At 64.6% G+C, this 12744-nt stretch carries 10 protein-coding genes and 1 pseudogene; all 11 read right to left on the reverse strand.

The features are described 5' to 3' along the window. Window positions 1-24 precede the first annotated feature (24 nt). The 11 genes and pseudogenes from OKW35_RS20065 to OKW35_RS20115 all read right to left on the reverse strand — a co-directional run bounded on the left by OKW35_RS20065 (window position 25) and on the right by OKW35_RS20115 (window position 12705). Window positions 25-420 carry a RidA family protein gene (locus tag OKW35_RS20065; RefSeq protein ID WP_018423881.1) on the reverse strand — a complete coding sequence of 132 codons (396 nt, stop codon included), beginning with the start codon at window positions 418-420 and terminating at the stop codon, window positions 25-27. Then, the gene (locus OKW35_RS20070) at window positions 417-860 is read right to left on the reverse strand and encodes an acyl-CoA thioesterase (RefSeq protein WP_187616137.1); all 444 of its coding nucleotides are present in this window, start codon (window positions 858-860) and stop codon (window positions 417-419) included. Before OKW35_RS20070 ends, OKW35_RS20065 begins: the two co-directional genes overlap by 4 nt. After that, window positions 857-2068, reverse strand: coding sequence for an acyl-CoA dehydrogenase family protein (locus OKW35_RS20075; RefSeq protein ID WP_429552956.1), 1212 nt, complete (start codon window positions 2066-2068; stop codon window positions 857-859). Before OKW35_RS20075 ends, OKW35_RS20070 begins: the two co-directional genes overlap by 4 nt. A gap of 1 nt (window position 2069) precedes the next feature. Next, the gene (locus tag OKW35_RS20080; protein WP_429552957.1) at window positions 2070-2921 is read right to left on the reverse strand and encodes an enoyl-CoA hydratase family protein; all 852 of its coding nucleotides are present in this window, start codon (window positions 2919-2921) and stop codon (window positions 2070-2072) included. 19 nt (window positions 2922-2940) lie between these two features. Next, window positions 2941-3501, reverse strand: a complete 561-nt coding sequence (locus tag OKW35_RS20085; RefSeq protein ID WP_184030378.1) for a MarR family winged helix-turn-helix transcriptional regulator — start codon at window positions 3499-3501, stop codon at window positions 2941-2943. After that, window positions 3498-4271 (reverse strand): SDR family NAD(P)-dependent oxidoreductase, encoded by a 774-nt coding sequence (locus OKW35_RS20090; protein WP_429552958.1) that lies wholly within the window; start codon window positions 4269-4271, stop codon window positions 3498-3500. The genes OKW35_RS20085 and OKW35_RS20090 overlap by 4 nt, the downstream gene beginning before the upstream one ends. Continuing rightward, window positions 4268-6652: a bifunctional salicylyl-CoA 5-hydroxylase/oxidoreductase gene (locus tag OKW35_RS20095; RefSeq protein ID WP_429552959.1), complete on the reverse strand. Its 2385-nt coding sequence runs from the start codon at window positions 6650-6652 to the stop codon at window positions 4268-4270. Before OKW35_RS20095 ends, OKW35_RS20090 begins: the two co-directional genes overlap by 4 nt. A gap of 371 nt (window positions 6653-7023) precedes the next feature. After that, entirely contained in the window at window positions 7024-7446 is a 423-nt protein-coding gene (tssE, locus tag OKW35_RS20100) for a type VI secretion system baseplate subunit TssE (protein ID WP_184057939.1), read from the reverse strand. 11 nt (window positions 7447-7457) lie between these two features. Next, window positions 7458-10205: a type VI secretion system ATPase TssH gene (gene tssH, locus OKW35_RS20105; RefSeq protein WP_429552960.1), complete on the reverse strand. Its 2748-nt coding sequence runs from the start codon at window positions 10203-10205 to the stop codon at window positions 7458-7460. Between the two features lie 142 nt (window positions 10206-10347). Continuing rightward, on the reverse strand, window positions 10348-10833 hold the full coding sequence (locus tag OKW35_RS20110; protein ID WP_090807873.1) for an Hcp family type VI secretion system effector: 486 nt from the start codon (window positions 10831-10833) through the stop codon (window positions 10348-10350). Between the two features lie 98 nt (window positions 10834-10931). After that, window positions 10932-12705 (reverse strand): annotated as a pseudogene (locus OKW35_RS20115) (OmpA family protein). Window positions 12706-12744 lie beyond the last annotated feature (39 nt).

Genomic DNA, 12744 nt, shown 5'->3' on the forward strand with positions numbered 1-12744 from the left:
GTGCGTTCGGTACCTGTACGACGTTCAGTGCGGAATCACCGCGGTGGCTTCGATCTCGACCTTCGCGCGGTCTTCCATCAGCGCGACGACCTGCACCGCGCTCATCGCGATGTCGTAGTCGCCGATCAGCTCGCGAAACGCCCGGCCGATGTCCTTCAGCGATGCGAGATACTCGCGCTTGTCGGTCACGTACCACGTGAGGCGCACGAGGTGTTCGGGCTTGCCGCCCGCTTCGCGCAGCACGGCGAGCAGATTCTTCAGCGCCTGCTCGGACTGCTGCGCGAAGTCATCGGACTGGAACTGCGCCTGTTCGTCCCAGCCGATCTGGCCGGCGATGAACACCTGCGTGCCGCTCGCAGCGACGCCGTTCGCATAGCCGCGCGGCTTGACCCAGCCGGCGGGAAGGAGAGCCTGTTTCATGAGCGATGCGCCTCGATGGAGGGGGCCGATGGAGCGTACGCCGCGAGCGCGCTCGCGACGTCGCCGGGAATATCGATGGATTTGCCGCTGTCGAACGATATGAACACGAGCACCTGTTTAGATCGGAAACGCGTTTCGCCGTTGCAATGACCGTGAATCTCGATGCCGATCGAACTGCGGCCGACGGTTCGGACCTTGAGCGTGAGCAGGATCGTTTCGCCCATCTGGCTCGGCCGCGAGAACTCGCAGTCGAGCTTGACGATCGGCAGTCCGATGCGGCGCCGCGCGATCATGTGCGCGTAGTCGATGCGCAAGCCCTCGTTGAACCAGTCTTCGACGAGCACGTTGGTCATCACGAGGTACTGCGGAAAGAACACGATGCCCGCGGGATCGCAGTGCGAAAAGCGGATGCGTATGGGCCGCTCGAACGAAGTGCTCATTGCGCATTCCCGTTCGCGGCGGCATGCGCCTTCAACAGATCGCGGCCGACGATCAGCTGCTGCACCTCGGTCGCGCCTTCGTAGATGCGCAGCGCGCGGATCTCGCGGTACAGCATCTCGACCGCGCTGCCGCTTTGCACACCCATGCCGCCGTAAAGCTGCACCGCCGCGTCGATCACCTGCTGCGCGCCTTCGCTCGCGTGCCACTTCGCCATCGCGGCTTCGCGCGTGACGCTTTCGCCCTGGTCGCGCAGCCACGCGGCGCGATAGACGAGCAGCGCGCTGCTGTCGATCGTCAACGCCATCTGCGCGAGCTTCGCCTGGGTCAACTGGAAGTCGCCGAGCGTCTGGCCGAACATCTTGCGCGACGCCGCGCGCGCGAGGCCCTCGGCCATCGCATGACGGGCAAAGCCAAGCGATGCGGCCGCCACCGACGTGCGGAAAATATCGAGCGTGCGCATGGCGATCTTGAAACCTTCGCCGGGCGCACCTAGCATCTGGCTCTTCGGCACGCGCGCGTTCGTGAAGCGCAGGCGCGCGAGCGGATGCGGCGCGATTACGTCGATGCGCTCGGCGATGTCGAGGCCCGGTGTCTGCGCATCCACGATGAACGCGCTGATGCCGCGCGCGCCCGGCGCTTCGCCGGTGCGCGCGAACACCACGTAGAAGTCCGCGATGCCGCCATTAGATATCCACGTCTTCTCGCCGTCGAGCACGTAGTGCTCACCCTCTTCGCGAGCCGCGAGCGCCATCGCGGCGACGTCCGAGCCCGCTTGCGGCTCCGACAGCGCGAACGCGGCGATCGCCGTGCCGCTCGCGACGCGCGGCAGATAACGCGATTTCTGCTCATGCGTGCCCGCGAGCGAGATCGCGCCCGAGCCGAGGCCTTGCATCGCCAGTGCGAAATCGGCGAGGCCCGAATAGCGCGCGAGCGTTTCGCGCAGCAGGCATACGGCGCGCGTATCGATCGTGTCGCCGTGGCCGCCATAGGCGACGCCGCCGACGCCGTATTTCAGCCAGCCGGCATGGCCGAGTTCGCGCACCAGCAGACGGCAGGTCGCATCGGTGTCGCCATGCTCGTCATGCGTGAGATGCGCGTGGCACCATGCGTCGATGCCTGCCGCGAGTTCACGATGACGCGGCTCGAAAAACGGCCACGCGAGCGGGCTGTGCAAATCGATCGGGGTGTTCTGATGATCGGCGCTCAACTCAGTCTCCTTCGAACACCGGACGCGTCTTCGCCGCGAACGCGTTGTATGCGCGCTCGAAATCGCGCGTGCCCATGCAGATCGCCTGCGCCTGCGCTTCGGATTCGATCGCTTCGTCGATGCTCATACTCCATTCCTGGTGCAGCATCTTCTTCGTCATGCCGTGCGCGAAGCTTGGGCCGGCCGCGAGATCGGCGGCGAGCTTCTGTGTTTCTTCGATGAGCGCGGCCGGGTGGCACAGGCGGTTGTAGAAGCCCCAGGCGTGAGCTTCGTCGCCGCTTGCCGAGCGGCCGGTGAACAGCAGTTCGGCGGCGCGTCCCTGGCCGATGATGCGCGGCAGCATCGCGCACGCGCCCATGTCGCAGCCGGCGAGGCCGACGCGCGTAAACAGGAACGCGAGCTTGCTGCGCGCGGTGCCGAGGCGCAGATCGGAAGCCATCGCGAGGATCGCGCCGGCCCCCGCGCAGACGCCGTCGACGGCTGCGACGATCGGCTGCGGGCAATGGCGCATCGCCTTGACGAGGTCGCCGGTCATGCGCGTGAACAGCAACAACTCGGGCATCGGCAGATCGATCAGCGGCGCGATGATGTCGTGCACGTCGCCGCCCGAGCAGAAGTTTTCGCCCGCGCCGTGCAGCACGACGGCTTTCACGTCGGTCGCGTACGCGAGATCGCGGAACAGGTTGCGCAGCTCCGCATACGATTCGAAGGTCAGCGGGTTCTTGCGCTCGGGACGGTTCAGCGTGATCGTCGCGACCTTGTCGCTCACCGACCAGCCGACATGCTTCGCCTCGTAGCCTGCCAGGGTCAGGCGGTTGCCGGACAACAGTGCATCGGCGTTGGATCGTGTCATGTATTCCTCCAGTGCGAAGTCAGCCTCTCAGGCTGTCGAGCAGATGCTGCTTGAGCTTGCCGAGGTCCTGATGCGTCTTCATCTTTTCGTCGAGGCTCAGGCCGCCGAACAGTTCGACGACCCATTGCTCGTGCGCGACGGCCATTTTGTCGAACGCCTTGCGGCCAGCGGGCGTCAGGCACACGCTGATCGAGCGGCGGTCGTTGGGATCGGTGTCGCGCGTGACGAGCCCTTCTTTTTCGAGCTGATCGGTGATGCCAGTGACGTTGCCGCCCGTCACCATCAAACGGCGCGATAGCTCGGTCATCTTCAGGCCATCGGGATGTCGTTCGAGCTGCGCCATCAGATCGAATCGCGGCAGCGTGGTGTCGAATTCGGTGCGCAGACGTTTGCGCAATTCGGCCTGGACGAGGTTGGTGGTGGTCAGCATGCGCAGCCACAAACGCAGGCCCATGTGGCTGTCCGCACCGGTGCTCATTTCGAGGTCCACGACGTTCTCCGCGGGTTGAGCCACGCCTTTGCGCGACAGCTTCGCATCCGATGCCGCCGCCGACTTTTTTGCTTGGGTTGATTTGCTCACATCACTTCTCCACCCGAAATGGAAATGGATTGCCCCGTGATCGCATCCGAGCCGGGGCGGCACAGCCACAACACCGCGTTCGCGACCTGCTCCGGATTCACGAAGCGGCGCTGCGGATTCGAGCGCAGCAGCGTTTCGCGCGCCTGTGCTTCGGTGCGCGAGGTCTTGCTCGTGATCTGTTCGAGCGAGGCATGCAGCAGTTCGGTTTCGGTGTAGCCGGGGCACACTGCATTGACCGTGATGCCGCGCGTCGCGGTTTCGAGCGCGAGCGAGCGCGTGAGACCGATCACGCCGTGCTTCGCGGCGCAATACGCGGCGACGTACGCATAACCGATCTGCCCCGCGGTGCTCGCGACGTTGACGATGCGGCCATAGCCACGCTCGAGCATGCCGGGCAGGACGGCGCGCGTGCCGAGAAACACGCCAGTCAGATTCACGTCGAGCATGCGTTGCCACAGCGCGATATCGGTGTGCGTGAACGGCGCGGCCTGCGCCTGGCCCGCGTTGTTCACGAGGATATCGACGGTGCCCGCCTGCTCGAATGCGCGCACCACCGAATTTTCTTGCGTGACGTCCACGCTGATACACGCGACGTCGCCGAGCGCCGCGAATTGCTCTCGCTGCGCGTCGAGGCGTTGCGCGTTGCGGCCCATCAGCGTGACGCGCGCGCCGGCGCGCAGCAGCGCCTGCGCGATGGCCGCGCCGATGCCGCTGCCGCCGCCGGTGACGACCGCGTGTTGTCCGGCGAGAGGAGTGTCTGAGGTGTTCACACGGTTCCTTCGGCGCGTTGCGCGCGTTGTTGCGCCGTGAGGCCGGCATTGGCGATGGCCTGCGCACGCTCGCGTTCGAGGTTGCGTTCGAGCTGCATTTTCGCGGCGGTATAGGGTTTCGGCCACGCGACGTCGAGATAGCCGATCTTTGCCGCTTCGTTCAACGTCCACGACGGATTCGCGAGATGCGGACGCGCGATCGCGCACAGATCGGCGCGACCCGCCGCGATGATGCTGTTCACGTGGTCGGCTTCCGAAATCGCGCCGACCGCGATCGTCGCGATGCCGGCTTCGTTGCGCACGCGATCGGCGAACGGCGTCTGGAACATGCGGCCAAACACGGGCTTTTCTTCCTTGCTGACCTGGCCCGACGACACGTCGATCATGTCCGCGCCGGCCGCCTTGAACGCTTGCGCGATCTTCACGGCGTCGTCGGGCGTGTTGCCGCCATCGACCCAGTCGTGCGCCGAAATCCGCACCGAGATCGGCTTGTCTTGCGGCCACACCGCGCGGATCGCGCTGAATACCTGCAGCGGATAACGCAGACGGTTGTCGAGCGGACCGCCGTATGTGTCGGTACGGTGATTCGTGAGCGGCGACAGGAAGCTCGACAGGAAATAGCCATGCGCGCAGTGCAGTTCGAGCCAGTCGAAACCCGCTTCGATCGACATGCGCGTCGCCTCGACGAACTGCTGCTCGATGGCGCGCAGCTCCTCGTATGTGGCTTCGCGCGAGTGCTGGCTGATACCGCGCAGATACTGCTGCGGCGACGCCGAAACGAGTGGCCAGTTGCCTTCGTCGAGCGGCTGATCGATGCCTTCCCACGCGACGCGCGTCGAACCTTTCGCGCCCGAGTGGCCGAGCTGGATGCCGATCTTCGCATCCGATTGCAGATGGACCAGATCGACGATGCGTTTCCACGCGACCAGATGCTCGGGCGCGTACATGCCCGGGCATCCGGGCGTGATGCGCGCTTCGGGCGACACGCAGGTCATCTCGGTCATCACGAGCGCGGCGCCGCCCATCGCGCGCGCGCCGAGATGCATCAGGTGATAGTCGCCGGCCACGCCGTTTACCGCCGAGTACTGCGCCATCGGCGACACCATCACGCGATTTTTCAGCGTGACGCCGCGCACCTTCAAGGGGGTGAACATCGGCGGAATCGAATGCCTGTCAGCTGCGCGCTCCACACCCGCGCGCTTCGCGAGCCAGTCCTCGAAACCGGACAGATACTGCGCATCGCGCTCGCGCAGGTTCTCGTGCGAGATGCGCTGCGAGCGCGTGAGCAACGAATACGCGAACTGTTCCGGCTCGAACGACGTATAACGATCGACGTGCTCGAACCATTCGGTCGAATTGCGCGCGGCGTTCTGGATGCGCAGCACGTCGACGCTGCGTACTTCGGTGTAGTGCTTCAATGCGGCGGCCAGATCGTCCAGGTGCGAACCCCGGTGCGCGCTGATGCTGTTCGCGAGTTCGATCGCGTCTTCGAGCGCGAGCTTGGTGCCCGAGCCGATCGAGAAGTGCGCGGTGTGCGCGGCGTCGCCCATCAGCACGATCGGCGTTCGTGTGCCATTTGCGTTGCTGCGCCAATGCACCCATTCCTTGTTGACGACACGCGGAAAACGGATCCATTGCGACGAGCCGCGCAGATGCGCCGCGTTCGACATCAGCGCGTTGCCGTCGAGGTACTTCGCGAACAGCTTCTCGCAGAACGCGATGCTGTCTTCCTTGCTCATTTCGTCGAGACCGGCGGCGCGCCACACGCGTTCCGGTGTTTCGACGATGAACGTCGAGGTTTGATCGTCGAAGCGGTAGGCGTGTGCCTGGAACCAGCCGAATTCGGTTTGCTCGAACGCGAACGTGAACGCCTCGAACAGCTTCTTCGTACCGAGCCACACGAAGCGGCAGTCGCGCACGTCGATGTCCGGCTGGTAGGTGTCCGCGTATTTCTGGCGCACGAGGCTGTTCAGGCCGTCGCTCGCGATGATCAGGTCCGCGTCGTACGCGCTGTCGTCCACGACCTGGGTTTCGAACACGAGCTTCACGCCGAGTTCTTCGCAGCGCGCTTGCAGGATATTCAGCAGACGTTTGCGACCGATGCCGCAAAAACCGTGGCCCGATGAGCGCACGCTGCGGCCGCGAAAGTGAATCTCGATGTCGTCCCAGTGATTGAACGCGTCGAGAATCGCCTCGGCGCTCGGGGCGTCGGCGGCGCGCAGATTGCCGAGCGTCTGGTCGGAGAACACGACGCCCCAGCCGAATGTGTCGTAGGGGCGGTTGCGCTCGATTACCATGACTTCATGGCCGGGGTTGCGTTGTTTCATCAACAGACCGAAGTACAAACCGGCCGGACCGCCGCCGATACAGACTATGCGCATGCTGGGTTCCCCAAAATGAACTCTGCGGTGAGATTAATTTAGGTTTTGATAGTTTAGATGTCAAGTAAATTTCGGCGACAGGTCTCGAGTCGTGTTCTTGATCCTGGAAATAAAAAGCGTCAGTGAAAAATAAAGAGTGTCACGCGTCTCTCACAATGCGGAATATCGGACTGACGTTTCAGTATGCGAAAGCAGGGGCGGGAGCCCCTTCGGGGACGCGCAACAAAGCCTGCATCGAAGCAGGCGAGAACTAGGAGGGCTTGGGCTACGCCCGGAGAAAAGCGCATTCGACTTGCAGCAAAAATCCGCGACGAACTTTTTTTGCGCACCGCAAAGCTTTCTGGCTATCGGGTTCTTCACTCATCGAAGGGCTACTTTGCTTCAGTCTTCCGCTCAAGTCGCATCCGGCCCGGTGGCTCGAAGTACGTGCCGAACCGCACCAGGCCGGCCTTCTTCATGTGGCACGTCATCTCGAAGCTCACGAGCACGCCGGGGTCCTGATTGTCGATGATCTCGACGTCGATTGCGCGAATCCGGGGTTCGTACTTCAAAAGCGTTGCCTCCATCTGCTGCCTGAGCAGGTGGGACGAAGCGGGCAGTGCCTTGTAGATGTTCGTGAGGTCCGGCAGGCCATAATCGGGCAGATGCTTGAGCGCGCCCGCGCGCGTGTTGAGGATGCGCCGCACATTCTGCTGCACGCTCATGATTTCGAGCGTTCTGTCGTCGTAGGCATCGAGCGGCTCCCCGCCGATCTGGCCGAGCAGCATGTCGTAAAGGGACGGGCCTGCTGGCATCGTGCGCTCTCCTAGATGCCGGCGTCGACCGGCACACGTTCGCCCGTTTGCTCCACTGCTGGTGCGTTCGCCCCGGCTGCCGGCACATCATCGTGCTCAACAAAGTCGATCGTGAGATTCCCTTCAGGCGAACTCGACAGCCGGATTTCCGCCGGCGCCGCGCCGTTCGCCATCCGCGTGAGCAGTTCGCGTGACACGGCGGGCAGGATCCGCTGGTTGAGGAACGCATCGACGTTGCGCGCACCCGATTCACGCGCGAGGCAACGCTGCGCGAGTGAATCGGTCAGGGCGTCATCGGCGGTCAATGCGACGTCGTGCTGCCTGCGCAGACGGTCGGCGATTTTCGCGAGCTTGAGCCGCACGATCGAAGCGAGCGCACCTGCGTCCAGCGGGCGGTACGCCAGCGTCTGGAAGCGCGCGAGCAGCGCGGGCTGGAAGTGCGCAACGAGCTGCGGATGGATCGCCTCGAGCAGTTCGGCCTGCGAGATGGCCGGGTTCTCCGCTGTCGCCTCGTCGATCTGCGCGCTGCCGAGGTTGGAGGTCATCAGGATCACGCAGTTGCGGAAGTCGATTTCGCGGCCTTCGCCGTCGCGCATCATGCCGCGATCGAACACCTGATAAAAGATGTCGAGCACATCGCGATGAGCCTTCTCGATCTCATCGAGCAGCACGACGCTGTACGGGCGTTGCCGCACCGCTTCGGTCAGGATGCCGCCGCGGCCATAGCCGACGTAGCCAGGCGGCGAGCCTTTCAATTGCGACACCGTGTGCGCTTCCTGGTACTCCGACATGTTGATGGTCGTGAGCGCCGCCTCACCGCCGAATAGCACATCGGCAAGCGCAAGCGCTGTCTCGGTCTTGCCGACACCCGAGGGACCAGCCAGCAGGAACACGCCGAGCGGCGTGCGCTCGCTCTTCAGCCCCGCCTTGGCGGTGCGCAGGCTCTCCGCGAGCGCGGCCAGCGCATCGTCCTGTGCGACGACCCGCTTCGCGAGACTGTCCTCGATCGTCAGCAGGCTCCTGAGTTCGTCCTCGACAAGTTCGCCGACCGGCACGCCGGTCCACTCAGCGACTACGCGTGCGATCGCCTGCGCATCAACGTCCGCAAAAACCAGCGCTGTCCTGCCCTGTGCATCGGCCAGTGTCCGCTTCGCGCTCGCAAGCGCTCCGGCATCCGGTTTTGAATCTTTCGTGTCCCGCTGTGCATGCAACGCCTGGACAAGCCCCAACTCATGCTCGTAGCGCGCCTGCAAAGCCATCAGTTCACTGTTCGCATCAGCAAGAGCAGCAATGAGCGCATCACGTCGCGGCGTGACGTCCGCAGTGACATTGCTAGCGCCGGCCCGTTCGTCCGCGTCGAGCGTCGAGCGTTCAATTTCGATCGCGGCGACTGCTGCGCGGGCACGCTGCAGCTCGGACGGCGGCGATTCCAGCCCCATGCGCACGCGCGCCGCGGCCGTGTCGATCAGGTCGACCGCCTTGTCGGGCAACTGCCGGGCCGGGATATAGCGGCGCGAGAGTTTCACGGCCGCGACGAGCGCTTCGTCGCGGATGTGCACGTTATGGTGTTTCGCGTAGCGGCTCGCGAGCCCCCGCAGCATCAGGCACGCTGCTTCGTCATCGGGCTCGTCGACCTTGATGATCTGGAAGCGTCGCTCGAGTGCCGCGTCGCGCTCAAAATATTCCTTGTATTCCGACCAGGTGGTGGCCGCGATCGTGCGCAGTTCACCACGCGCGAGCGCGGGTTTCAGCAGGTTCGCCGCGTCGGCGCCGCCGGCGGCGTTGCCCGCGCCGATCAGCGTGTGGGCTTCGTCGATGAAGAGCAGGATTGGCACGGGCGAAGCCTGCACCTCATCGATCACGTTCTTCAGGCGCTGCTCGAATTCGCCCTTCACACCGGCGCCTGCCTGCAGCAGGCCCAGGTCGAGCGTCAGAATGCGTACGTCGCGGATCACATTGGGCACGCTGCCTTCAGCGACGCGTAGCGCGAGGCCTTCGACCAGCGCGGTCTTGCCAACACCCGGCTCGCCGACGAGGATCGGATTGTTCTTGCGTCGCCGCGCGAGCACGTCGACCATCTGCTGGATTTCGCGTTCGCGCCCGAACACGGGGTCAATCTCGCCGCGACGGGCCTTGTCGGTCAGGTCGATGGCGAACCGGGCAAGTGCCTCGCCGTCGGTCGAGCGCGGCGGCGCATGTTTCGTGGGCGCACTCGTGGCCGCCGGCGGTTGGGTTGCTTCGACTCCGGATGCTGGCGCTATCGCCGGTTCTGTTTCGTCGGGCTGGTTTGCGCAGGACTGGTGGCCGAGTCGCGGGATCAGGCGCTGGATCTGCGCGCTACTGACCGACAGCAGCGGCCACGCGTTTTGCGCACGCAGCACGTGCGGCGCGTCAACAATCGCCTGCAACAGATGACCGGAACGGATGGGCTGGTCAGCCTCCTGCGATGATGCCCAGTTCCAGGCATCCTGCAGCACGGTCGCCAGCTGCAGGGAAAGGGCGGGTTTGCCGCGCAGGTTGCGGGGCAGATGATCGATCGCCGCCATCAGCGCGTCCCAGACGGCATTGATGTCGATTCCGTAGTGGCACAGGATCGCAGGAATGTCGCCGTCGTCTGCCTCGATGAGCTTGAGCAGCCAGTGCTCGACGGTGATCTCGTCCGCGAGGCGCGTCTGGCAGAGGCTCGCAGCCGCCTCGAGCGCTCTCGCGCAGTGCGGGTTGAGCCGGCGAAGCAGGTGGGTAGAGTCGCGCAGTGTCATATCAATGCCGTATCACGGAACGGGGCAGAAACGCCGCTCTACCCGTATCAAAAAAGTGCCAGCCCACGTACGGGGCTGGCAAAAAAGGAACCGGCTGCGGGGTGCAGTACCGGTTCCGGCACAACATGGCTTGTGGCCAGGATCAGGACCGCTCGTTCCAGGTATCCTTGTGGATGATGTTGCCGTCCTTGTACGACCACGTGATCGTCTCGTAGCGCAACTCGACCTCTTCGATGTGGTTGTGCTTCTCGTAGTCCGGATTCTTGATATCGAGCATCTTCGGGTTGACGGCCACGATCTTCACATTGTCGAGCCTGGTGTTGAAGTACTCTTTCTCCTTGCCCGCGTCGTCGATCTTGTACCACTTGATCTCAACCGACTTCAGCGTCTGACCGCTCGTCACCGCCTTGTACAGGTACGGCGTCGACGCATCGGTTTCCTTGGTCAGCTTGATCGGCTTGTGCACGCGCGTACCGGTCAGCTTGCCCGTGTTGCCGTCGGTCGGGATGTTCACGCCATGGTCGAACGCGACGAGCTCGACGCTGCCTTCGCGACCCTGGACCGTCACCGAACCCTTGATGTCCGCACCACCGTCGTCCTTGACCCACATGTAAGCCGGAATTGCCATCTTTCACTCCCTTTTCTGGTACTACGACAATCGCCCGGAGCCAGCCCCCGAGCCTCTGAAACCCGAAGCGTTCGCTTCGAGGGCTAAAAATGGTCCTGCTATCTGGTCGAATCCCCCAACGGGATTTCTTTGGGGGCGTCCGGCACCAGCGTGATTTCGACGCGCCGGTTCCTGGCTCGCCCCTCCTGCGTATCGTTGCTCGCGATCGGCCGCGTATCGCCGTAGCCCTGGATCGCGAACTGCGTGGCGGCAATGCCCGACACCTCGATGAGCCAGTCGCGCACCGCGCCCGCGCGTGCGACCGACAGCTTCAGGTTGCTGTCCGGATTGCCAACGTTGTCCGTGTAACCTGCGACGAGGATCCGTTTGTCCGGATGCGCCTTGATCATCTCGAGTGCGCCGACCATCGCGCGCGTCGAGCCGGGCTTCAGTTGCGCGCGGCCGCTGTCGAACAGCGACATGCTGTCAAGCGTGACCACTGCAGGCGGCGGAGGCGGCGGCCGGTAGGTTGCGATCGCCTGGTTGAGCGCTGGCATCAACTGCGCACCGCGGTACATGCCGAAGGAAAGTCCGAGCGGTACACCGGTGCGTGAATAGCGGTCGAGCTGGTCGCGATCGGCCACGAGAGCCTGCAGCGCATCGCGCTTCGCGGCGTCGTGTGCAGCAAGAATCATCGAATATCTTCCGAGATCCGCGCCGATACGGGTGAGCAGCGCCTGATTGTTCCTGGCGGCGCCCCAGGACGCCAACGCGATCGCGCAGGCAACCAGAGCAACGGCGTGGCGCGAGAGCCGCCAGGCGCGGCGACATCCACAACCGCCGCGGCATGGCCTCGATCAACGGCTGGGGCAGCGGCCACGGCAGCGGGGACGCCGGCAGTGCAGGCGGCACGACCCGGGTCTGCATTTCGACGTCGCGCTCCCAGGGCCTGCCCGGACCGCTCGCCGGCCCGCAATCGATCCAGCCCGCGCCGAACAGTGCCCACGGCGTGGCCGGCTGCCGGCGGTCGCTTAGCACGCCGATCACGACGCGCTGGGTCCAGCCGACGATCGAAGCCAGGCTTGCCGCGCGTGCCGCCACGGCACGGTCGCCTCCGGCCCGCTCAACTTCAGTTTCGGCCACCTGGACCACGGCTTCAAAACGGCTTGCGTCAGCCAGGCGCGTAGCCGATGACACGCCATACCACTGTGGCATCGTGAGTGTGGCCGGCGCATTGGTGAGCCGCTGGTAGACGGCAACAAAGCCTGGCAGGCGCACGCCGAGCATGCGCGAGGCGTCAGCGACGGACTGCCGCACGACGCGCAGATTCTGCGTCAGGACGTCTTCACCCGCGTGCAATGCCGGCGCAACCGACAGCACGACACCATCGGGTGCGCGCCCATCGCGCCACTGCTTCACGGCCACCGCAAGGCGGGGCAGATCCTGCAGCCGGTCGGCCCGTAGCCATATTGCGCCGTCGCCAACGTGTGCGAGACGCCGCTCTCCGGCAATCCGGTCGAACAGGTTCCCCAGGGCGTCGCCGGTCACGAGCACGAGAGGCATGCGGGTGCGCAGGTTGACCGGGATATTCGACGTAGCGGCGCCGAGTGCAGTCAGTACGTGTACGTTCTGTTCGCGCGCGCGTGAGAGCTGACGGGTGCGCAGCCAGATCAGTACCAGCCAGGACAGGACGATGGGGACAGTGAGCGTCCATGCGAGACCCTGTCCGGCGCCCCGTCCCACAGGGACTTCCGTTGGTCGAAGGAAGCCCTCCTGGGAGACAGGCAACACCAGCCAGATAACGGCGAGCGCGAGCACGGCCATCAGTGTCACGATGGCACGGAACGGGTAACCCAGGCCCTCCAGCGCGCGGCTCTGCGCCTGGCCCCGCATCTGACCCGACCCGGGGTCCAGTGTGCGGCTCGTGTCCCC

It is taken from the genome of Paraburkholderia sp. MM5477-R1 (genome assembly GCF_050436385.1).
Lineage (GTDB): Bacteria > Pseudomonadota > Gammaproteobacteria > Burkholderiales > Burkholderiaceae > Paraburkholderia > Paraburkholderia tuberum.

What these genes read in the sequence shown, in the direction of transcription:
- OKW35_RS20110 (WP_090807873.1), bottom strand. Translation starts at nt 10,833, where the DNA reads ATGGCAATTCCGGCTTACATGTGGGTCAAGGACGACGGTGGTGCGGAC.
- OKW35_RS20070 (WP_187616137.1), bottom strand. Translation starts at nt 860, where the DNA reads ATGAGCACTTCGTTCGAGCGGCCCATACGCATCCGCTTTTCGCACTGC.
- OKW35_RS20080 (WP_429552957.1), bottom strand. Translation starts at nt 2,921, where the DNA reads ATGACACGATCCAACGCCGATGCACTGTTGTCCGGCAACCGCCTGACC.
- tssE (WP_184057939.1), bottom strand. Translation starts at nt 7,446, where the DNA reads ATGCCAGCAGGCCCGTCCCTTTACGACATGCTGCTCGGCCAGATCGGC.
- OKW35_RS20065 (WP_018423881.1), bottom strand. Translation starts at nt 420, where the DNA reads ATGAAACAGGCTCTCCTTCCCGCCGGCTGGGTCAAGCCGCGCGGCTAT.
- tssH (WP_429552960.1), bottom strand. Translation starts at nt 10,205, where the DNA reads ATGACACTGCGCGACTCTACCCACCTGCTTCGCCGGCTCAACCCGCAC.
- OKW35_RS20095 (WP_429552959.1), bottom strand. Translation starts at nt 6,652, where the DNA reads ATGCGCATAGTCTGTATCGGCGGCGGTCCGGCCGGTTTGTACTTCGGT.